General features: G+C 69.8%; 23 protein-coding genes. 16 read left to right on the top strand and 7 right to left on the bottom strand.

Annotated elements, in window-relative coordinates; translation table 11 throughout:
• Nucleotides 1-43 precede the first annotated feature (43 nt).
• The 6 genes from A5659_RS15015 to A5659_RS14990 all read left to right on the top strand — a co-directional run bounded on the left by A5659_RS15015 (nucleotide 44) and on the right by A5659_RS14990 (nucleotide 7,188).
• On the top strand, nucleotides 44-1,267 hold the full coding sequence (locus tag A5659_RS15015; RefSeq protein WP_066879654.1) for a winged helix-turn-helix domain-containing protein: 1,224 nt from the start codon (nucleotides 44-46) through the stop codon (nucleotides 1,265-1,267).
• A complete protein-coding gene (locus tag A5659_RS15010) occupies nucleotides 1,267-2,673 on the top strand; it encodes a type I restriction-modification system subunit M (protein ID WP_067182107.1) in 1,407 nt (468 codons plus the stop codon). The genes A5659_RS15015 and A5659_RS15010 overlap by 1 nt, the downstream gene beginning before the upstream one ends.
• Entirely contained in the window at nucleotides 2,670-3,761 is a 1,092-nt protein-coding gene (locus A5659_RS15005) for a restriction endonuclease subunit S (RefSeq protein WP_067182104.1), read from the top strand. The genes A5659_RS15010 and A5659_RS15005 overlap by 4 nt, the downstream gene beginning before the upstream one ends.
• A gap of 5 nt (nucleotides 3,762-3,766) precedes the next feature.
• Nucleotides 3,767-4,519 (top strand): FAD-dependent thymidylate synthase, encoded by a 753-nt coding sequence (thyX, locus tag A5659_RS15000; RefSeq protein ID WP_066860954.1) that lies wholly within the window; start codon nucleotides 3,767-3,769, stop codon nucleotides 4,517-4,519.
• Nucleotides 4,520-4,589: 70 nt separating this feature from the next.
• Complete coding sequence (gene dapA, locus A5659_RS14995; RefSeq protein ID WP_066879648.1) at nucleotides 4,590-5,492, top strand: 4-hydroxy-tetrahydrodipicolinate synthase; 903 nt, start codon at nucleotides 4,590-4,592, stop codon at nucleotides 5,490-5,492.
• Nucleotides 5,493-5,511: 19 nt separating this feature from the next.
• Nucleotides 5,512-7,188, top strand: a complete 1,677-nt coding sequence (locus A5659_RS14990; protein ID WP_067023051.1) for a ribonuclease J — start codon at nucleotides 5,512-5,514, stop codon at nucleotides 7,186-7,188.
• 90 nt (nucleotides 7,189-7,278) lie between these two features.
• On the opposite strand, the gene A5659_RS14985 is transcribed toward A5659_RS14990, so the two are convergent.
• The 3 genes from A5659_RS14985 to A5659_RS14975 are packed head-to-tail and all read right to left on the bottom strand — an operon-like array spanning nucleotide 7,279 to nucleotide 9,301.
• On the bottom strand, nucleotides 7,279-8,151 hold the full coding sequence (locus A5659_RS14985; RefSeq protein WP_082976065.1) for an SAM-dependent methyltransferase: 873 nt from the start codon (nucleotides 8,149-8,151) through the stop codon (nucleotides 7,279-7,281).
• Nucleotides 8,152-8,156: 5 nt separating this feature from the next.
• Nucleotides 8,157-8,987: a mycofactocin-coupled SDR family oxidoreductase gene (locus A5659_RS14980; RefSeq protein ID WP_066879642.1), complete on the bottom strand. Its 831-nt coding sequence runs from the start codon at nucleotides 8,985-8,987 to the stop codon at nucleotides 8,157-8,159.
• Nucleotides 8,987-9,301 carry a putative quinol monooxygenase gene (locus tag A5659_RS14975; RefSeq protein WP_066860802.1) on the bottom strand — a complete coding sequence of 105 codons (315 nt, stop codon included), beginning with the start codon at nucleotides 9,299-9,301 and terminating at the stop codon, nucleotides 8,987-8,989. The genes A5659_RS14980 and A5659_RS14975 overlap by 1 nt, the downstream gene beginning before the upstream one ends.
• A 2-nt stretch (nucleotides 9,302-9,303) precedes the next feature.
• On the opposite strand from A5659_RS14975, the gene A5659_RS14970 reads away from it, so the two are divergent.
• The gene (locus A5659_RS14970; RefSeq protein ID WP_156749228.1) at nucleotides 9,304-11,988 is read left to right on the top strand and encodes a DNA translocase FtsK; all 2,685 of its coding nucleotides are present in this window, start codon (nucleotides 9,304-9,306) and stop codon (nucleotides 11,986-11,988) included.
• A gap of 51 nt (nucleotides 11,989-12,039) precedes the next feature.
• On the opposite strand, the gene A5659_RS14965 is transcribed toward A5659_RS14970, so the two are convergent.
• On the bottom strand, nucleotides 12,040-12,573 hold the full coding sequence (locus A5659_RS14965) for an amino-acid N-acetyltransferase (RefSeq protein WP_067182100.1): 534 nt from the start codon (nucleotides 12,571-12,573) through the stop codon (nucleotides 12,040-12,042).
• Between the two features lie 38 nt (nucleotides 12,574-12,611).
• Here A5659_RS14965 and pgsA point away from each other — a divergent pair, with 38 nt between their 5' ends.
• The 4 genes from pgsA to A5659_RS14945 all read left to right on the top strand — a co-directional run bounded on the left by pgsA (nucleotide 12,612) and on the right by A5659_RS14945 (nucleotide 15,418).
• Nucleotides 12,612-13,220, top strand: a complete 609-nt coding sequence (pgsA, locus tag A5659_RS14960; protein WP_066860946.1) for a CDP-diacylglycerol--glycerol-3-phosphate 3-phosphatidyltransferase — start codon at nucleotides 12,612-12,614, stop codon at nucleotides 13,218-13,220.
• 108 nt (nucleotides 13,221-13,328) lie between these two features.
• Complete coding sequence (gene clgR, locus A5659_RS14955) at nucleotides 13,329-13,655, top strand: transcriptional regulator ClgR (protein WP_066860796.1); 327 nt, start codon at nucleotides 13,329-13,331, stop codon at nucleotides 13,653-13,655.
• A 124-nt stretch (nucleotides 13,656-13,779) separates the two neighbouring features.
• The gene (gene pspA, locus A5659_RS14950) at nucleotides 13,780-14,598 is read left to right on the top strand and encodes a phage shock protein PspA (protein WP_066860793.1); all 819 of its coding nucleotides are present in this window, start codon (nucleotides 13,780-13,782) and stop codon (nucleotides 14,596-14,598) included.
• 10 nt (nucleotides 14,599-14,608) lie between these two features.
• Entirely contained in the window at nucleotides 14,609-15,418 is an 810-nt protein-coding gene (locus A5659_RS14945; protein WP_066860790.1) for a hypothetical protein, read from the top strand.
• Between the two features lie 16 nt (nucleotides 15,419-15,434).
• Here A5659_RS14945 and A5659_RS14940 read toward each other — a convergent pair whose 3' ends face one another.
• A complete protein-coding gene (locus A5659_RS14940) occupies nucleotides 15,435-15,866 on the bottom strand; it encodes a limonene-1,2-epoxide hydrolase (protein WP_066860787.1) in 432 nt (143 codons plus the stop codon).
• Nucleotides 15,867-15,916: 50 nt separating this feature from the next.
• On the opposite strand from A5659_RS14940, the gene A5659_RS14935 reads away from it, so the two are divergent.
• From A5659_RS14935 to A5659_RS14925, 3 genes are read left to right on the top strand one after another with little or no spacing between them, the layout of a single operon-like run.
• The gene (locus A5659_RS14935) at nucleotides 15,917-17,083 is read left to right on the top strand and encodes a glycosyltransferase (protein ID WP_067182171.1); all 1,167 of its coding nucleotides are present in this window, start codon (nucleotides 15,917-15,919) and stop codon (nucleotides 17,081-17,083) included.
• A gap of 49 nt (nucleotides 17,084-17,132) precedes the next feature.
• Entirely contained in the window at nucleotides 17,133-17,405 is a 273-nt protein-coding gene (locus A5659_RS14930; RefSeq protein WP_067182097.1) for a hypothetical protein, read from the top strand.
• A gap of 41 nt (nucleotides 17,406-17,446) precedes the next feature.
• Complete coding sequence (locus A5659_RS14925) at nucleotides 17,447-17,653, top strand: DUF3046 domain-containing protein (RefSeq protein WP_067023057.1); 207 nt, start codon at nucleotides 17,447-17,449, stop codon at nucleotides 17,651-17,653.
• A gap of 30 nt (nucleotides 17,654-17,683) precedes the next feature.
• On the opposite strand, the gene A5659_RS14920 is transcribed toward A5659_RS14925, so the two are convergent.
• Both A5659_RS14920 and A5659_RS14915 read right to left on the bottom strand, forming a co-directional pair.
• Entirely contained in the window at nucleotides 17,684-18,310 is a 627-nt protein-coding gene (locus tag A5659_RS14920) for a flavodoxin family protein (protein ID WP_066860941.1), read from the bottom strand.
• A gap of 54 nt (nucleotides 18,311-18,364) precedes the next feature.
• Nucleotides 18,365-19,024 carry a (2Fe-2S)-binding protein gene (locus A5659_RS14915; protein ID WP_067023060.1) on the bottom strand — a complete coding sequence of 220 codons (660 nt, stop codon included), beginning with the start codon at nucleotides 19,022-19,024 and terminating at the stop codon, nucleotides 18,365-18,367.
• A 232-nt stretch (nucleotides 19,025-19,256) separates the two neighbouring features.
• Between A5659_RS14915 and recA the strand changes: the two genes are divergently transcribed.
• Together recA and recX are read left to right on the top strand one after the other, a co-directional pair.
• Nucleotides 19,257-20,309 carry a recombinase RecA gene (gene recA / locus A5659_RS14910; RefSeq protein WP_066860775.1) on the top strand — a complete coding sequence of 351 codons (1,053 nt, stop codon included), beginning with the start codon at nucleotides 19,257-19,259 and terminating at the stop codon, nucleotides 20,307-20,309.
• Entirely contained in the window at nucleotides 20,275-20,796 is a 522-nt protein-coding gene (gene recX / locus A5659_RS14905; RefSeq protein ID WP_067182092.1) for a recombination regulator RecX, read from the top strand. The genes recA and recX overlap by 35 nt, the downstream gene beginning before the upstream one ends.
• The last annotated feature ends 25 nt before the right edge of the window (nucleotides 20,797-20,821 follow it).

Raw genomic sequence — 20,821 nt, 5'->3', positions numbered from 1 at the left:
TGGCCTGCCGGGGTTGTCGCACCCAAGAGGTATTCTCTGCGCCGTGCCAACCCGCAGGCTATCGGCCGACCAAGCCCGCCGGATAGCCGTTGCAGCCCAAGGTTTTACCGAGCCCCGGCCCGGCGGTGAGATCACCCGGGCACACCTGAAGCGGCTGATCTCCAGAATCCAAGTGCTGCAACTGGATTCGGTCTCGGTAGCGGTGCGGGCGCATTACGCCCCGGTGTTCAGCCGGCTCGGCCCCTACGACCGCGACGTGCTCGACCGCGCCGCCTGGGGTCCGCGGTCCGCACGGCTGCTGGCCGAATACTGGGTCCACGAGGCCGCGCTGATGGCCGTCGAGGACTGGCCGCTGTTGCGCTGGCGGATGCGCCAGTATTCCCACGGCCGCTGGGGCACCCACATCGTCAAGGCCAACCCGCAACTCGCCGATAAGATCGTCGCCGCCGTCGCCGAGCTCGGACCGAGCACCGCCGGACAGATCGAGGCCCACCTCGAGGCCGGACCGCGTGGGCCCAAAGGAAGCTGGTGGGGCAACCGCAGCGACACCAAATGGGTGGCCGAGGCCCTGTTCTCCGCCGGGGTGCTCACCACCGCCACGCGCGTGGGCTTCGCCCGCCACTACGACCTGGTGGAGCGGGTGTTGCCGGCCCGCGTGCTGGCCCGCGAGGTCGACGACGACGAGGCGATCCGCGAGCTCACGCTGCGGGCCGCCACCGCGCTGGGCGTGGGCACCGAGGCCGATATCCGCGACTACTTCCGGCTGTCGGCCGCCCAGGTCAAGCCGGCGATCGCCGCGCTGGTGGCCACCGGTGACCTCGAGCCCGTCGACGTCGACGGCTGGTCGGCGCCGGCCTATCTGCGGGCGGGCCGCGCGGTGCCCCGCACCGACCGCGGCACCGCGCTGCTGTGTCCGTTCGACCCGCTGATCTTCTTCCGTCCGCGCGTCGAGCGCCTGTTCGAATTCCATTACCGCATAGAGATTTACACGCCGGCCGCCAAGCGGCAGTACGGCTATTACGTGTGGCCGCTGCTCATGGACGGGCGACTGGTGGCGCGCGTCGACCTCAAGGCCGACCGCGCCGCCGGCACACTGCGGGTCCTCGGCGCGTTCGGGGAACCGGATGCGCCCAGGGATCGCGTCGCCGCGGCGCTGGCCGGTGAACTGCAGTCCATGGCGGCCTGGCTGGGCCTGGGCGGGTTCAGTGTCGCCGGGAACGGTGATCTGTCCGGTGAGCTGCGCGCGGCGGCCAAGCGGGCCGGCTGATGGCGGCGTCGACGTCCAGGGAACTCAACGCCACACTGTGGAAGGCGGCCGAGAAGCTGCGCGGCTCCCTGTCGGCCGGCCAGTACAAGGACGTGATCCTGGGGCTGGTGTTCCTGAAGCATGCCTCCGCCTCACACTGGAAAGTGTTGGCGGACAACGTAACCTCCGAAGGCATCGGCCGGCTGGCCGATGAGGCGATGGACGCCGTGATGACGGCGACACCGGCGCTGGCCGGGATGCTGCCCCGGCTGTACGGCAACCTCGACCGGCGTCGCCTCGGTGAGCTGGTGACCGTGCTCGACGGCGCCCGGATCGGTGACCGCGACAGCCGGGCCGGCGACCTGATGGGCGAGGTCTACGAGTACTTCCTGGGCAATTTCGCGCGCGCGGAAGGGCGGCGGGGCGGCGAATTCTTCACCCCGCCCAGCGTCGTGCGGCTGCTCGTCGAGGTGCTCGAACCGACCGGCGGGCGGGTGTATGACCCGTGCTGCGGCTCGGGCGGGATGTTCGTGCAGACCGAGCACTTCGTCGCCGAACGCGACGGTGACCCCGCGAACGTCACCGTCTACGGCCAGGAAAGCGTCGAGCAGACCTGGCGGATGGCGAAACTGAACCTCGCCGTGCACGGCATCGACGGCTCAGATCTGGGCGCCCGGTGCGCCGACACGTTCGTCACCGACCTGCACGCCGGCGTGCAGATGGACTACGTGATGGCCAATCCGCCGTTCAACATCAAGGATTGGGCCCGCGACGAGGAGGACCCGCGCTGGCGCTTCGGCGTTCCGCCCGCCACCAACGCGAATTACGCCTGGATCCAACACATCCTGTCCAAGCTGGCGCCCGGCGGCACGGCCGGTGTGGTGATGGCCAACGGTTCGATGTCGTCGAACGCCATGGGGGAGGGCGACATTCGGGCCCGCATCGTCGAGGCGGATTTGGTGTCGTGTGTGGTCGCATTGCCCGCGCAACTGTTCCGCAGCACCGCGATACCGGTGTGCCTGTGGTTCTTCGCCATGGACAAGGCGCACCGATCCGGGCAGGTGCTGTTCGTCGACGCGCGGGGCATGGGCCAGCTGGTGGATCGCGCCGAGCGCGCACTGACCCGCGACGAGATCGTCCGGATCGCCGATGCCTACCACGGGTGGTCCGGCGCGGCGTCGGCCCTCGCCAAAGGCCTTGCGTATGAGGATGTTCCGGGATTCTGTCGGTCCGTGCCGGTGGACGACATCAGGGCGGCGGGCTACCTGCTGACCCCCGGGCGCTATGTGGATGCGCCGGCCGTGCCGGATGACGGCGAGCCGGCCGCCGACAAGATCGCGCGATTGACCGGCGAGCTGCTGGCCGCGCTGGACGAATCGGCGCGCGCGGACCAAGCGGTGCGCCGTCAGGTGGAGCGGCTGCGGTGAACACCGTCCTGGGCGATCACCTCGATTTTCGCAGCGGAAGCAGCGCGCCCCGGCGGGCGTCCGGCGGAGGGGTCCCCATCTATGGGGCCAACGGCGCGATCGGTTACGCCGCCGAGCACAACGCCAGCGGGCCCGTGATCGTGCTGGGCCGCGTCGGGTCGTACTGCGGCAGCCTGCGCTACTGCGACTCCGATGTCTGGGTCACCGAGAACGCGCTGGTGTGCCGCGCCAAGGACCCCCGAGAGACCCGGTATTGGTACTACGCCCTGCACACCTGCCGGCTGGCCGACCACCGATCCGGGTCGGGGCAGGCCCTGCTCAACCAGAGGATCCTGAACGACGTGTCGGTGCCGACGGTCGCCGCGGGCGAACGGCGTCGGATCGCGGAGGTGCTGGGCGCCCTCGACGACAAGATCGCCGCCAACGACCGGGTGACCGGGGCGGCCGAACGCCTGATGATCGCCCTCGCCGAAGCGGCGCCGGGTCGGGTGCGGCTGTCCAGTTCGGCGAGCCGGTCGACGGTGATCTGCCACGTCAGCGAATTCGACGAGCGCCTCGCCCACTTCAGCCTTCCGGCGTTCGACGACGGCGCGAGACCCCGCCTGGTCGACGCCGCGGCGGTGCGCAGCGCCAAGCTGCTCCTGACGGAGCCGTGTGTGTTGTTCGCCAAGCTGAACCCGAGGATCCCGCGGATCTGGAACGTGCCGAGCCTGCCGTCGCACATGGCGGTGGCCAGCACCGAGTTCGTCGTGCTGCGCCCACAGGGCTGCGATTCCTCGGCGCTGTGGTCGGCGCTGCGGCAGCCGGACGTCTCACTGCGGCTGCAGCGGCGGGCCGCGGGGACCTCGGGCAGCCATCAGCGGATCCGGCCCGGCGACCTGCTGGACGTGTCGGTCCCCGACGTGCGCCTGCTGAGCCCGGCGGCGTTGCGGACGATCAGCGATCTGGGTGCGCTGTGTCACGCCGGGCGCGCCGAGAGCGCGCGGTTGTCGGCCTTGCGCGATGCGCTGCTGCCGTTGCTGGTCTGCGGGAAGGTGCGGGTCTCCTCGCGCCACTCCGTGGCGCGCATCGTCGCCCGGCTAAGGTGAGCGCCGTGGCCGAGATCGCGCCGCTGCGCGTGCAACTGATCGCCAAGACCGACTTCTTGGCGCCCCCGGACGTGCCATGGGACACCGACGCCGACGGCGGTCCGGCGCTGGTCGAGTTCGCCGGCCGGGCCTGCTACCAGAGCTGGTCGAAGCCCAACCCCAAGACCGCGACCAACGCCGGCTACATCAAACACATCATCGACGTCGGGCACTTTTCGGTGCTCGAGCACGCGAGCGTGTCGTTCTACATCACCGGCATCTCCCGATCGTGCACCCACGAGCTGATCCGGCATCGGCACTTCTCGTATTCGCAGCTGTCGCAGCGCTACGTCCCCGAGAAGGACTCGCACGTGGTCGTGCCCCCGGGACTGCAGGACGACCCGGAACTGCAGCAGATCCTGGCCGCGGCCGCCGACGCCAGCCGTGCCACCTACACCGAGCTGCTGACCAAACTGGAAGCCAAGTTCGCCGATCAACCCAGCGCCGTCTTGCGTCGCAAGCAGGCCCGCCAGGCCGCCCGCGCCGTGCTGCCCAACGCAACCGAGACCCGCATCGTGGTGACCGGCAACTACCGGGCGTGGCGCCACTTCATCGCGATGCGCGCCAGCGAGCACGCCGACGTGGAAATCCGCCGGCTGGCCATCGAATGCCTGCGCCAGCTCTCGGGTGTGGCGCCCGCGGTGTTCGCCGACTTCGAGATCTCCACCCTGGCCGACGGCACGGAGGTCGCGACCAGCCCGCTGGCGACCGAAGCCTGACGCGAAGTCGCGCGACGGCGCGTCTACGCGGGTGCTAAATACCTTGCTGGGGCCAGGTAACCTGAACACCGTGAGCACCGCCGGATTCGACGCCCCAGCGCGGCTGGGAACCGTGCTGACCGCGATGGTCACACCGTTTCGGCCCGACGGCTCCGTCGACACCGCCGCGGCCGCCCAGCTGGCCAATCACCTGATCGACGCGGGCTGCGACGGCCTGGTGATCTCCGGCACCACCGGCGAGTCCCCGACCACCACCGACGACGAGAAGCGAGAGCTGCTGCGCGTCGTGCTGGACGCCGTCGGCGACCGGGCCCGCGTCATCGCCGGCGCCGGCACCTACGACACCGCCCACAGCGTCCGGCTGGCCAAGGCCTGCGCGGCCGAGGGCGCCCACGGGCTGCTGGTGGTCACGCCGTACTACTCCAAGCCGCCGCAGAGCGGGTTGATCGCCCACTTCACCACCGTCGCCGACGCGACCGACCTGCCGGTGCTGCTCTACGACATCCCGCCGCGCTCGGTGATACCGATCCAGCCCGACACCATCCGCGCGCTGGCCGCCCACCCGAACATCGTCGGGATCAAGGACGCGAAGGCCGACCTGCACAGCGGGGGCCAGATCATCGCCGAGACCGGACTGGCCTACTACTCCGGCGACGACGCGCTGAACCTGCCGTGGCTGGCCATGGGTGCGACCGGCTTCATCAGCGTGATCTCGCACGTGGCCGCGGGGCAGCTGCGGGAGATGTTGTCCGCCTTCAGCTCCGGGGACATCGCCACCGCCCGCAAGATCAACGCCACCGTCGCCCCGCTGTGCGACGCGATGGCCCGGCTGGGCGGGGTGACCATGTCCAAGGCCGGCCTGCGCCTGCAGGGCATCGACGTCGGCGATCCGCGGTTGCCCCAAATGCCCGCCACGCCAGAACAACTCGAGGCGTTGGCCGCCGATATGCGTGCGGCGTCAGTGCTGCGGTGACCCGAGGAGTTTCCGAGAAGTGGATGTAGACCTCGCCCCGCCAGGCCCCTTGGCCACGGGAGGGTTGCGGGTCACCGCTCTTGGCGGCATCAGCGAAATCGGCCGCAACATGACGGTTTTCGAGCACCTGGGCCGGCTGCTGATCATCGACTGCGGGGTGATGTTCCCCACCCACGACGAGCCCGGGGTCGATCTGATCCTGCCGGATCTGCGCCACATCGAAGACCGGCTCGACGACATCGAGGCGCTGGTGCTCACCCACGCCCACGAGGACCACATCGGCGGCATTCCCTTCCTGCTCAAGCTGCGCCCCGACATCCCGGTCGTCGGTTCGAAGTTCACGCTGGCGCTGGTCGCGGCGAAATGCCGCGAGCACCGCCTCAAGCCGGTGTTCGTCGAGGTGGGCGAGGGCCAGAAGAGCAGTCACGGCGTGTTCAAATGCCAGTACTTCGCCGTCAACCACTCCATCCCCGACGCGCTGGCGATCGCCGTACACACCGGTGCCGGAACCGTCCTCCACACCGGTGACATCAAGCTCGACCAGCTTCCCCTGGACGGCCGCCCCACCGACCTGCCCGGCATGTCCCGGCTCGGTGACGCCGGGGTGGACCTGTTCCTGTGCGATTCCACCAATGCCGAGCACCCGGGCGTCGGCCCGTCGGAAAGCGAAGTGGGCCCGACGCTGCACCGGCTGATCCGCGGCGCCGAAGGCCGCGTCATCGTGGCATGCTTTGCCTCCAACGTCGACCGCGTGCAGCAAATCATCGACGCCGCAGTCGCATTGGGCCGGCGGGTCTCGTTCGTCGGCCGGTCCATGGTGCGCAACATGGGCATCGCCCGCGAACTCGGGTTCCTGCGGGTGGCCGATTCGGACGTGATCGACATCGGCGCCGCCGAGATGATGCCGCCAGAGAAGGTGGTGCTGATCACCACCGGCACGCAGGGCGAACCGATGTCGGCGTTGTCGCGGATGTCGCGCGGCGAGCACCGCAGCATCACCCTGACCGCCGGTGACCTGGTGGTGCTGGCGTCGTCGCTGATCCCGGGCAACGAGGAGGCGGTCTACGGCGTCATCGACGAGCTGGCCAAGATCGGTGCTCGCGTCGTGACCAATGCCCAAGCGCGCGTGCATGTTTCGGGGCACGCCTACGCCGGGGAATTGTTGTTCCTGTACAACGGGATTCGGCCGCGCCACGTCATGCCCGTGCACGGAACCTGGCGCATGCTGCGCGCCAACTCCAAACTCGCGGCCCGCACCGGCGTGCCGGAGGAGTCGATTCTGCTGGCCGAGAACGGCGTGAGCGTCGACCTGGTGGCGGGCACGGCCTCCATCGCCGGCGCGGTGCCGGTGGGCAAGATGTTCGTCGACGGCCTGATCAACGGCGACGTCGGCGACATCACCCTGGGCGAGCGGCTTATCCTGTCGTCGGGCTTCGTGGCGGTGACCGTCATCGTCACCCGCGGCACCGGTCGCCCGGTCGCCCCGCCGCACCTGCAATCGCGCGGATTCTCCGAGGACCCCAAGGCGCTCGAGCCCGCCGTGCGCCGGGTCGAGGCCGAACTGGAAGCGCTTGCGGCCGAGAACATCACCGATCCGGGCCGCATCGCTCAGGGCGTGCGGCGCACCGTCGGCAAGTGGGTGGGCGAGACCTACCGCCGTCAGCCGATGATCGTGCCGACCGTCATCGAGGTCTGAACTCGGCGTCTGGGCCGCGAAACTTAACTCATTGCGGTGATGACCGGCGTGTCGTCGCAGATGTTTAAGTGTCGCGGAGGATCGCTGCACTCAGATCTTCTCGGCGTAGGCCGACCACTCCAGTTGCGAGGCCTTGAGTTTGCGGCCGGTGGGCTCGACGTAGCGCTGCACGAGCTCGTCGGGACCGGCCTGCTCCACCAGCCGCCAGCCGTATTCGCCGAGGAACGCGGCCACCTCATCGGGCTGCAGACCGAAATGCCACAGTTGCCGCCGCTGGCGCACGGTGCGGTACAGGGTGCGGGTGCCATACCGGTTGGTGCCGTCGATGAAATCCCTACGCACATAGGTGAACACCAACCGGCTGCCGGGCGCGGTCGCGCGCAGCCCGTCCAGGGTGCGCCGCACGGTCGCCTCGGTGAGGTACTGGGTGACGCCCTCGCAGATGAAGAACACCCGGTAGTCGGTGCGATAACCGTGCTCGGCCAGCGCGGTGAGCAGGTCGTCATGCTCGAGGTTCAACGCCACCAACCGAACCGACAGCGGCAGCTCGCCGAGCACCCGGCGGACCGTCTTGAACTTGCGCGCGACGTTCACCGGCAGATCGACCTCGAACACCGGGATGCGGACCCGCCGCGTCAGCAGGTAGGCGCGGGTGTCCAGGCCCGCGCCGAGGATGACGACGGCGTTGATGTCGTCGAGCGACTCCTTGAGCTTGTCGGCGATAAAACGCTTGCGGCAGGCCAGGTTTGCCCACAAGCCCGGACCGGTGAACTCCGAGCCGCGGATCAGCGCCCGGCGCACCGGGGCGAACCGGGTGGCTCCGACCAGCCACCGCAGCGGGGCGGGCAAGAACAGCTCCGCGAAGTCGTCGTCGACCAGGCGGCGGCCGGGCGCCTCGTTCTGCTCGACGGCGGCCAGCACCATCGGACCAAATGCCGTCTGCGCAACCAGGTTTCGGGCCATGGCGGCTACTTGTTCAGGAATCCCGCGTCGACGGGCAGGGTCACGCCGGTGATGTAGCGAGCTTGGTCGGACACCAGCCACGCCACCGCGTTGGCGACGTCCTCGACGTCGAGCACCTCCACCGGCATGGCGTTGCCCATGGCGCCCGGCGTGTCGGTCGCGGCGGCCATCTTCGCCAGCCACTCGCGGGTGAACTCGTTGTTGATCATCGGCGTCTCGACCCCGGACGGATGGATCGAGTTGACCCGAATCATCTGTCCAGCAAGCAGATTCGCATAGACCCGCATCAGCCCGACCACCCCGTGCTTGGCGGCGGCATAGCCGACGGAACCGGCGTCGGGGCTGCCGACCCCGGCCAGCCCCGCGCTCGAGCTGATCAGCACGATCGACCCGCCGGTGCCCTGCTTGACCATCGTGGGTATCGCGACCTTGATGGTGTGGTAGACGCCGGTCAGGTTGACGTTGATGACGTCGTGCCAGCCGTCGTCGCCGGACTGCATGGGGGCGATGCCGGCGTTGGCCACCACGATGTCCAGCCGGCCGAACTCGTCCAGGCCGGCCTGCAGTGCCGCCGACAGCGATTCGCGGTCGCGGACGTCGCCACGAGAGGCCACGATCCGGGAGCCGGTGTCTTCCACCAGCTTCACGGTGGCCGCCAGGTCTTCGGGCGTGGCCAGGGCGTAGGGCACGCTGGCGATCTGGTCGCACAGGTCGACGGCGATGATGTCCGCGCCGTCGGCGGCCAGCCGCACCGCGTGCGCGCGGCCCTGCCCGCGCGCCGCGCCGGTGATGAAGGCGACCTTGCCCGTCAGGGGCCCTTCCGACGACCTGGCCATCAGGGCCGCAACTGTCCTTTGGCCGGATCGCCCGCCGGGACCGGTTGCAGCATCTTGATGTCGGGCGCCCCGTCCAGGTGCTCGCCGGCCGCGGTGAACATCTTGGTGACCGCCGGTGCGGTGCTGTGCGCCTTGAGCGCCTCGGCGTCGGCCCACTGCTCGACGAAGACGAAGGTCTCGCCCGATTCGTGCACGGCATACAGCTGGCAGCCCGGCTCCTCGTGCACCTCCACGGCCGCGGTTTTGAGGATGTCGCGAACGGTGTCGACCGACTCGGGTTTGACGGTCAAGGTGGCGACGACGACGACGGGCATTGATGGCCTCCTGGGCGCTCCGGGTGGGTGACGAGCACGACTTCTCGCAACCGGATGTCACCCTACTCACGCGATGTGAGGGCCGATTCGGGCCATGCCGGACAAGCCGGGCCGTTACCAGTGTGGCGGGTGGTGTAGATGATGCCGTTGCGACTACGCTTGCCGGCATGCCCAGTAAGACCGCCGCCCGCTCCGGAAGCCGAACGAGCAGGTCAAAGGCCACATCGCGGCCCAGCCGGTCCCGGGGAGCGCGCCCGGCGGCGCCCCGCAAGAAGTCCGGCAAGCCCGCCAGGCGGCGTAACCAGGCCCCGCTGGTTTCCGCCGGGCTGACCTGCGGTCGCGCCATGCGCGCCATCTGGATGATGGCCGCGCGGGGAACGGGCGGCGCGGCCCGGTCGATCGGGCGCGCCCACGACATCGACCCGGGGCATCGCCGCGACGGCATCGCGCTGCTGCTGCTGGGCTTTTCGGTGGTGGTCGCCGCCAGTTCGTGGTTCCACGCCGCCGGGCCGGTCGGGACGTGGGTCGACACGGCGCTGCGGACCTTCATCGGCGCGGGTGTGCTCGCGCTGCCGGTCGTCACCGCCGCGGTGGCGGTGACGCTGATGCGCACCGAGCCGAACCCCGACGTGCGGCCCCGGCTGATCCTGGGCGCCAGCCTGATCGCCCTGTCGGTGCTCGGGTTGCGCCACCTGTGGTCCGGTTCGCCGGGCGACCCCGAAGCGCGCCGCCGCGCGGCCGGTTTCATCGGCTTCGCCATCGGCGGGCCGCTCTCGGACGGGCTCACCCCGTGGATCGCGGCGCCGCTGCTGTTCATCGGCTTCATGTTCGGCCTGCTGCTGCTGACCGGCACCACGATCCGCGAGGTGCCCGTGGTGATGCGCAACCTGTTCCACACCCGGTTCGTCGACGAGGGCTACGACGACGAGCCGTACGACTACGCCGACGAGTTCGACGACTTTGAGGACGCTGCCGCGGCGGACCGCGACGACTACCACGACGAGGCGCCTGCCGTCCCCGACGAGGCGCCGCCGCCGGCCTGGTCACCCGACGACGATGCCCAGGCCGCGCTGCAGGACGACATTCCCACCGTGCCCGAGCCCGCCGTCCAGCCCACGTCGCGGGGCCGCAAGCGCGGGCGGTCGGCGGACAAGCACGACACCGTCGAGCTGGACCGGGTCGTCGAGGGCCCCTACACGCTGCCCTCGCTGAACCTGCTGGTCGCCGGGGACCCACCCAAGAAGCGCAGCGCCGCCAACAACGTCATGGCCGACGCCATCACCGAGGTGCTGACCCAGTTCAAGGTGGACGCCGCCGTCACCGGCTGCACCCGCGGGCCGACCGTCACCCGCTACGAGGTCGAGCTGGGGCCGGGCGTGAAGGTCGAGAAGATCACCGCGCTGCAGAAGAACATCGCCTATGCGGTGGCCACCGAGAGCGTGCGCATGCTGGCCCCGATCCCGGGCAAGTCCGCGGTCGGCATCGAGGTGCCCAACACCGACCGAGAGATGGTGCGGCTGGCCGACGTGCTCACCGCGCCGTCGACCCGGCGCGACCACCACCCGCTGGTGATCGGGCTGGGCAAGGACATCGAGGGCGACTTCATCTCGGCCAACCTGGCCAAGATGCCGCACCTGCTGGTCGCCGGTTCCACGGGATCCGGTAAGTCCAGCTTCGTCAACTCGATGCTGATCTCGCTGCTGGCCCGGGCCACCCCCGAGGAGGTCAGGATGATCCTGATCGACCCGAAGATGGTGGAACTCACGCCTTACGAAGGCATTCCGCACCTGATCACCCCGATCATCACCCAGCCCAAGAAGGCGGCGGCCGCGCTGGCGTGGCTGGTCGAGGAGATGGAGCAGCGCTACCAGGACATGCAGGCCTCCCGGGTGCGCCACATCGACGACTTCAACGAGAAGGTGCGCTCGGGCGCCATCACCGCGCCGCTGGGCAGTCAGCGCGAGTACCGGCCCTACCCGTATGTGGTGGCGATCGTCGACGAGCTGGCCGACCTGATGATGACCGCCCCCCGCGACGTCGAGGACGCCATCGTGCGGATCACCCAGAAGGCCCGCGCCGCCGGCATTCACCTGGTGCTGGCCACCCAGCGGCCGTCGGTGGACGTGGTCACCGGGCTGATCAAGACCAACGTGCCGTCGCGGCTGGCGTTCGCCACGTCGTCGCTGACCGACAGCCGCGTCATCCTGGACCAGGCCGGCGCGGAAAAGCTGATCGGCATGGGCGACGGCCTGTTCCTGCCGATGGGCGCGGGCAAGCCGATCCGGCTGCAGGGCGCATACATCACCGACGAGGAGATCCACGCCGTCGTCACCGCCTGCAAGGACCAGGCCGAACCGGAGTACACCGAGGGCGTCACCGCCGCCAAGCCCACCGGCGAACGCACCGACGTCGACCCCGACATCGGCGACGACATGGACGTGTTCCTGCAGGCAGTCGAGCTGGTGGTATCCAGCCAGTTCGGTTCGACGTCGATGCTGCAGCGCAAGCTGCGCGTCGGCTTCGCCAAGGCCGGCCGGCTGATGGACCTGATGGAGACCCGCGGGATCGTCGGGCCGTCGGAGGGCTCCAAGGCGCGTGAGGTGCTGATCAAGCCCGACGAACTGGCCGGAACGCTGGCGCTGATCCGCGGCGGCAGCGATGCCAACGGATCCGACGAAGACGAGTAGCGGCGATCGCGAGGGCGGCGCAGCCGGGCGATGCGGGTCGCCGCCATCGAGCTAGAGCACCAGCAGCATCCGGGAGTTGCCGAGGATGTTGGGCTTGACGTAGCTGAGGTCCAGGAACTCGGCGACACCGATGTCATACGACCGGCACATCTCCTCGAACACCTCGGCGGTCACGGGCGTGCCCTCGATCTCGGTGAACCCGTGCCGGGCGAAGAACTCGGTTTCGAACGTCAACACGAACAGCCGCTTCAGGGCCAGCTCGCGAGCGACCTCGAGCAGCCGGTCGACGATCGCGTGGCCGATGCCGTGGCCGGTCATCGCCGGATCCACCGCGACGGTGCGGATCTCGCCGAGGTCGGACCACATCACGTGCAGGGCGCCGCAACCGACCACCCGGCCCTCGTGCTCGGCCACCCAGAACTCCTGCACGGCCTCGTACAGCGTCACCAAATTCTTCTCGAGCAGGATCTTTCCGGCGTAGGTGTCGACCAGGTGCTTGATGGCCGGAACATCGGATGTTCGCGCGCGCCGAACCCGCGGCCGATAACGCTCTGGACTTCTGCTCACGGCTAACAGTATCGACATCTCGGACGGCTGTGCTGGTCAACCGTTATTCTGTTGCCGTGTCGGGGCAGCCGCAGACGGGTCCGTTAACCGGACCGCCGGGCCGCGCAAACATCGCCAATCTCGCCAATACGCTGACCCTGTTGCGGCTGGTGCTGGTGCCGGTCTTCCTGCTCGCCCTGTTCGCCGGCGACGGCCGCGAAAGCGGCTTCCGCGTAATCGCTTTCGTCATCTTCGCGATCGCCTGCATCACCGATCGGCTGGACGGCCTGCTGGCCCGCAACTACGGCATGGCGACCGAATTCGGCGCGTTCGTCGATCCGATCGCCGACAAGACGCTGGTGGGCTCGGCGCTGATCGGGCTCTCGATGCTCGGGGAGCTGCCGTGGTGGGTCACGGTGCTGATCCTGACGCGCGAATTCGGGGTGACCGTGCTGCGGCTGGCCGTGATTCGCCGCGGCGTCATCCCGGCCAGCTGGGGCGGCAAACTCAAGACCGTCGTGCAGGTGCTGGCCATCGGCTTGTTCGTGCTGCCCTGGACGGGAACCCCGGGGCCGTTCCGGGTGGTCGCGGCGGTGGTGATGGGCGCGGCGATCGTGCTGACGGTGATCACCGGCATCGACTACGTCGTGTCGACGGTGCGGGAAGTCCGCCGCACGCCCGGTTGATTCTCCGGCCCCGACCGGGAACCAGACCACCGCTCTCGGCGTTCACCTAGTGAGCACCTGCCGCAGCAGTGCGTGCCGCGCAGGGCCGACCGGACGAAGGAGGGCGGGATGGCGCCATTAGTGCGCGAGGTCATCGGCGACGTGCTGCGCGAGGCCCGCACGACACAGGGCCGCACGTTGCGCGAGGTCTCCGATTCGGCGCGGGTGAGCCTCGGCTACCTGTCCGAGGTGGAGCGCGGCCGCAAGGAGCCCTCCAGCGAGCTGCTGAACGCGATCTGCGACGCGCTGGACGTACCGTTGTCGTCGGTTCTCATCCACGCCGGCGAGCGGATGGCCAGCGAGGAGCGCACGGCCGTCGGTGCGCCCGCGGACGGGGCGAGCGGCACCAGCATCAAGGTCGTCATCCCACCGGTGGCCTCGTTGGCGTTGGCCTGAGCGCCGGGCACCGATCCCGCGTAAGGGGTGGGGCGATCGGCGCCGACCCACTAAATTGAGCGACAGGCGCAGAGCCCCTCAGGCCCACCCGGGGATCCTCAAGAAGCGAAGGCGGAGCTAACTCATGGCCAATCCGTTCGTCAAGGCGTGGAAGTACCTCACGGCGCTGTTCAACGCCAAGATCGACGAGCACGCCGACCCCAAAGTGCAGATCCAGCAGGCCATCGAGGAAGCGCAACGCACGCACCAGGCGCTGACCCAGCAGGCCGCGCAGGTCATCGGCAACCAGCGGCAGCTGGAGATGCGGCTCAACCGTCAGCTGGCGGACGTGGAGAAGCTGCAGGTCAACGTGCGTCAGGCGTTGACGCTGGCCGACCAGGCCACCGCGGCCGGGGACGCCGCCAAGGCGACCGAGTACAACAACGCCGCCGAGGCGTTCGCCGCCCAGCTGGTAACCGCCGAGCAGAGCGTCGAAGACCTCAAGACGCTGCACGACCAGGCGCTGGGCGCGGCCGCGCAGGCCAAGAAGGCCGTCGAGCAGAACGCCATGGTGCTGCAGCAGAAGATCGCCGAGCGCACCAAGCTGCTCAGCCAGCTCGAGCAGGCCAAGATGCAGGAGCAGGTGAGCGCCTCGCTGCAGTCGATGAGCGATCTCGCCGCCCCCGGCAACGTGCCCAGCCTCGACGAGGTGCGCGACAAGATCGAGCGACGGTACGCCAACGCGATCGGGGCCGCCGAGCTCGCGCAGGGGTCGGTGCAGGGCCGGATGCTCGAGGTCGAGCAGGCCGGGGTGCAGATGGCCGGCCATTCCCGGCTCGAGCAGATTCGCGCCTCGATGCGCGGGGAGGCCCTGCCGACCGGCGGGACGCCGGCCGCGGGGACGACGCCCGCGCCCGCGGAGAGCGCCGGCGGCTCGGTGACCGAGAAGCCACTTGGCCAGTAGCCGAAGCGTCATGGCGGTGAAGGCGTCGCGGCCCGGTCCGTGGCGCGCGTTCCTGCACCGCGGACTGGCCACCGCCGCCGACCTGTCCGACCTGGTGGCCCGCAAGCTCAGCGCGGCCGCGGACCCGCGCGCACGCCAGTTGCGGCGCCGTCGTCGCGCGCTGCGCTGGGGCCTGATCTTCAGCGCGGGCTGTGTGTTCTGGGCGGCGGTGACGATGCTGCTGGCGGCCTGGGGCTGGTTCGCGCTGCTGCTCGAAATCACCGGCGGCGTCGCGGTTTTCATGGCTATCCCGGCGACACTGCTGCTGCTTCGCTATCGCTGGCTACGCTCCGAGCCGCTGCCGGTGCCGCGCGCCACCACCGTGCGCCGGCTGCCGCCGCCGGGTTCGGCGGCGCGCCCGGCGATGTACGCGCTGGGCGCCTCCGAGCGTGGATTTTCCTCCCTGGTGGCGGTGATCGAGCGGGGCGCGATGTTGCCGGCCGCCGAGATCCGCGACCTGACCGCCGCCGCCACCAGAACCTCGGCCGCCATGGCGTCCACCGCCGCGCAGGTGGTGTCGATGGAGCGGGCGGCCGAAGCCAGCGCGGAATCGCGGACGTATCTGGTGCCCACCATCAACGCGTTCACCGCCCAGCTGTCTGCGGGCGTTCGCCAATACAACGAAATGGTCACCGCGGCAGCGCAATTGGTGTCCTCGGCGAACGGCGACGGATCGGCCGCGTCGCAGCACTACCGCGCGGAGCTGGCCGGGGCGACGGACCGGCTGCTCGGTTGGGCGCAGGCCTTCGACGAACTCGGCGGGCTGCGGGGAACCGGCTAGTCGCCGAGAAGCGTTGTCAGAACGTCGCTTTCAGCGACGGCACCAACAGCGCCGCCAGGCCGCGCGCGGTGGCCTTGAGCATGTCGAAGAAGTCAAAGTAATCCCGCCACAACGTGATTCGCCCGTTCTGGACCTCGAACACGCCGCACACCCAGAACTGCAGACGCAGCGGGCCGAAGATCAGCGCGTCGGTGCGTTCGGTCAGCACCGCGCCGCCGTCGGCCGCGATGCGGTGGATCTTCACCTCGAAGGCCGCGCGGCCCTCCATCTGGCGAAACAGTTTGATGGCCCTGGCCCGGCCATGGATGGTGGGCAGGCCGACGTTCTCGTAGACGAGGTCGTCGGCCAGCGCGGCGCCCGCGGCGTCGTAATCCGCCTCCTGCAGCGCGTTCAGGAAGCCTTCGACCGTACGGGTGTTCGCAACGGTTGTCCCAGTCAGCTCGGTCATCTTGTCAGCGTAGGCGCGTGGCCGCGGGGCGCTATGGCAGGGTGAGCACGATGCGCGTCGCCGTGGTCGCCGGGCCGGATCCCGGGCATTCGTTCCCGGCGATTGCGCTGTGCCAACGCTTCGCCGAAGCCGGTGACGAACCCACGATCTTCACCGGCGCCGAATGGCTCGACGCCGCCCGCGGCGCCGGCATCGACGCCGTCGCGCTGGACGGGCTGGCCGCCACCGACGACGACGTCGACGCCGGCGCCAGGATTCACCGGCGCGCCGCGCGGATGGCGGTACTCAACGTGCCCGCGCTGCGCGAACTCGCGCCCGACCTGGTGGTGTCCGACGTCATCACCGCCGGCGGCGGCGTGGCCGCCGAACTGCTGGGCATCCCGTGGATCGAGCTCAACCCGCACCCGCTGTACCTGCCGTCGAAAGGTCTGCCGCCGATAGGCAGTGGGCTGGCGCCGGGCACCGGCATCCGGGGCCGGCTGCGCGACGCCACCATGCGCGCGCTGACGGCGCGGTCCTGGCGGGCCGGGCTGCGGCAACGGTCGGCTTCCCGCGTCGAGATCGGCCTGCCGGCCCGCGATCCCGGGCCGCTGCGGCGGCTGATCGCGACGCTGCCCGCGCTGGAGGTCCCCCGCCCGGACTGGCCGGCCGAGGCCGTCCTGGTCGGGCCGTTGCACTTCGAACCGACCGACCGCGTCCTCGAGGTTCCGGCCGGCTCCGGGCCGGTGGTGGTCATCGCGCCGTCGACCGCACTGATCGGGACGGAAGGCCTGGCCGAAGTCGCGTTGGAGTGCTTGACGCCGGGGGAGACGATGCCGGCGGGCTCGCGCCTGCTGGTGTCGCGGCTGGACGGACCGGAGCTCGCGGTGCCGCCGTGGGCGGCGGCCGGGCTGGGGCGTCAGGACGAGCTGCTCGCGCACGCCGACCTGGTGATCTGCGGCGGCGGCCACGGCATGGTGGCCAAGACGCTGCTGGCCGGCGTGCCGCTGGTGGTGGTGCCCGGCGGCGGCGACCAGTGGGAGATCGCCAACCGGGTGCTGCGCCAGGGGAGCGCGTGGCTGATCCGCCCGCTGACCGCCGACGCGTTGGTGGCCGCGGTCAACGAGGTGCTGTCGTCGCCCCGCTACCGGGCCGCGGCGCAGGCCGCGGCCGCCGGCATCGCCGACGTCGCCGATCCGGTCCGGGTGTGCCGCGACGCGCTTGCGGTGGCCGGATGAACCGCGGCGCCCCGGGCCGGTGGCCCTATGCTTCGGCGGGAGGCACTCGATGAGGATCATCACGACAATCGCCGCCGGCACCCTGCTGGCCGGCTCGCTGTTCAGCGCCGCCGTCGCGCACGCCGACAGTCCCGAGGAACAGCAGGCCTGCCAGTTGCTGGACGATCCGGCCGCCGCGCAACAGGGACTCGCTCCGGCCGAATACACCTTCATGCAATTGCGGGCCACCATGTCGGCCCAACGCGCGCGCGACATCATGTCGATTGCGGTCCAGGAGGACTGCCCGAATCACATCGTCGATCTGCCGGCCAGCTGGAGGTAGGCGGGCCGCCCGCTCAGGTGTCCGATCCATGTGCGCTGGGTATGTTGACTGGCGTGCGGCTAACGGAGTTTCACGAGCGGGTGGTGCTGCGCTTCGGCACCACGTACGGGTCTTCGGTCCTGGTGGATCACGTGCTGAGCGGCTTTGGCGGGCGCACCGCCGCCCAGGCCATCGAGGCCGGCATCGAGCCGCGCGACGTGTGGCGGGCGTTGTGCGTCGACTTCGACGTGCCGCGCGAACAGTGGTGATCGCCGCGCGCTATTCGTAGCTATTCGTAGTTATTCGTAGGCCGGGTAGCCGTTCTGCCGCAGCACGGTGGCCAGGTGCACGGCGTTGCGCGCCGCATTTCCGGTGGCCGACGCGACCGGCTCGGGGACGCCGTCGAGGTCGGTGTAGTCGGTGCCCTGCATCGCCTCGCCGTTCCAGTAGGTGCAGCCCTGCGCGGCGATCGAGAACCCGATGTCGTTGAGCGCCTGAAACAGGTCGGCCACGATCTTGTGCGCCCCGTCCTCGTTGCCCACGACCGCGGCCAGCGCCACCTTGCCCACCATCGCCGGTCGGCCCGCGTCGTCGGTGTCGGACAGCTCGGCATCGAGGCGCTCCAGGACGCGCTGGGCGACGCTGGACATGTGGCCGACCCAGGTGGGCGTCGACACGATGACGATGTCCGCCGATTTGATCTTGTCCAGCAGCGCCGGCCACTCGTCGCCGGGACCCATGTCCGCCTCGACCCCGGGCAGCAGCGCCAGGTCCACGCAGCGCACCTTCTCACCCTCGACGCCCGCGCTGCGCAGCTGATCGAGCAACTGGTCGGCGAGCAGTTCGCTGCTGGACGGCGCCGGGCTCTTCTTCAACGAGCAGACCAACGCGATGGCGCGCAGGGACGGGGTTGCGGCTGAGGACATGGTGCTCACGTACCCCGACCGGGCAACGACAAACGAGGCCCGCGCCCGAGCGGCCTATCCCGGCACCCGGTGCAGCACGCAATCACCGCACAGCGAACCCGCGGGCAGCCGATAGAAGAGGCAGCAGCTGCGGCGCCGGAATCCCAGCTGCGGGCCGGTGATGACACCGGATCCGGCCAGCACGCCGGTGTCCAGCAGCGACCCGGTCAGCTCGGTGGTCTTGCGGTGCAGGTCGGGCCGCGCCGCCACCAGGGCCCGTGCGGCGCCCACCAGCGCGGAGGCGATGTTGCCCGCGAGCAGGGCGGGCGCCAGGTTGACCCGCAGGCCGGCGGCGAGCGGTTGCAGGTGTTCTTCGACGACCACCCGGTACAGCGCGTCGTGCGAATCGACGGGCTGCCCGACGGGCCTGGGCAGTCGTAACCGGGCGTCGTCGTCGGCGCGTTGCAGTTCATCGAGGTCGGGGACGACGCCGTGGCCGATCGCGCAGGCGAGCACCGGTGACCACAGCCGGGTGGCGTGGGCGAGGTGGACCAGCGACGCGCCGATCCGCAGGTCCGTCGTGTGGTAGCGGCGGGCGGTGGCGTCGATCAGGTCGGCGCAGCCGTCGGCGTAGGACCGCGCGACCGGATGCCATCCCGCCGGGTCCCCACCCACGGTCAGCGCGAAAAAGCCTCCGTAGGAAGCCGTTTCGGCCAGCTGGGGGGAGATGTCCATGGGTTCGCGACCGCCTCTCGGGGGGATCCGCCCCCGAAGAGGCCCGTCGGCGCCTTTCGATCGCCGATGTTGCCACACGCGCCGGGGCGCAACGGCGTGTCGAACTTGAATCGAACACCTGTTCGGCTAGTGTGGTGAGCGTTCGGCCAGTCAACTTGTCGGTGGCCTTCTCTAGTGTCACCGCCAACCGACCGATACCGGTCAGACGAACACCGACTATAGGAGAGACACCATGGCGCAAGCCCCCGACCGCGAGAAGGCTCTCGAACTGGCGATGGCCCAGATCGAAAAGAGCTACGGCAAAGGCTCGGTGATGCGTCTCGGCGACGAGACGCGTCAGCCGATTTCGATCATCCCCACCGGATCCATCGCGCTGGACGTGGCCCTGGGCATCGGCGGGCTGCCCCGTGGCCGGGTCGTGGAGATCTACGGCCCGGAATCGTCGGGTAAGACCACGGTCGCCCTGCACGCGGTGGCCAACGCCCAAGCCGCCGGCGGCGTCGCCGCCTTCATCGACGCCGAGCACGCCCTGGACCCGGAGTACGCCAAGAAGCTCGGCGTGGACACCGATTCCCTGCTGGTCAGCCAGCCCGACACGGGGGAGCAGGCCCTCGAGATCGCCGACATGCTGATCCGCTCCGGCGCGCTGGACATCCTGGTCATCGACTCGGTGGCCGCGCTGGTGCCGCGCGCCGAGCTCGAAGGCGAGATGGGCGACAGCCACGTCGGGCTGCAGGCCCGGCTGATGAGCCAGGCGCTGCGCAAAATGACTGGCGCGCTGAACAATTCGGGCACCACCGCGATCTTCATCAACCAGTTGCGCGAGAAGATCGGGGTGATGTTCGGCAGCCCCGAAACCACCACGGGTGGAAAGGCGTTGAAGTTCTACGCGTCGGTGCGCATGGACGTGCGCCGGATCGAGACGCTCAAGGACGGCACCAACGCGGTCGGTAACCGCACCCGGGTCAAGATCGTCAAGAACAAGGTGGCGCCGCCCTTCAAGCAGGCCGAGTTCGACATCCTCTACGGCCAGGGGGTCAGCCGGGAAGGCTCGCTGATCGACATGGGCGTGGAGCAGGGCTTCATCCGCAAGTCCGGCTCCTGGTTCACCTATGAGGGCGAGCAACTCGGCCAGGGCAAGGAGAACGCCCGCACGTTCCTGAAGGAAAACGACGAAGTCGCCAACGAGATCGAGAAGAAGATCAAGGAAAAGCTCGGCATTGGCGCGGTCGTGACCGATGGCTTGTCCGATGACAGCGTCCTGCCCGCCCCCGTCGACTTCTGAGCCCTCCCGCGAGGAGCAGGCGCGAGCGCTGTGCCTGCGCCTGCTCACCGCGAGAGCGCGCACCCGCGCCGAACTGCGCGGCCAGCTGGCCAAGCGCGGCTATCCCGACGACGTCAGTGCGCGGGTGCTCGACCGGTTGGCCTCCGTCGGCCTGATCGACGACGCCGACTTCGCCCAGCAGTGGGTGCAGTCCCGCCGGACCCACGCCGGGAAAAGCAAGCGCGCCTTGGCCGCCGAACTGCACACCAAGGGCATCGACAACGACGTGATCACCTCGGTGCTCGCCGGGATCGACGCCGGCGCCGAGCGGGACCGGGCGGAGCAGTTGGTCCGGTCCAAGCTGCGCCGGGAAACGCTGAACGACGACGATGCCCGGGTGACCCGCAGGCTGGTGGGGATGCTGGCGCGCCGTGGCTACAGCCAGAACATGGCGTGCGAGGTCGTCTTCGCCGAACTGGCCGCCGAGCGGGAGCGGCGCCGGGTCTAGCCCTGACGTGCGGTTTCTCGCGTGC

The organism is Mycobacterium sp. 1165196.3, assembly GCF_001673415.1.
Classification (GTDB): domain Bacteria; phylum Actinomycetota; class Actinomycetes; order Mycobacteriales; family Mycobacteriaceae; genus Mycobacterium; species Mycobacterium europaeum_A.
Note: the sequence above shows the minus strand (reverse complement) of the source record. Positions and strands in the feature narration are given on the sequence as shown.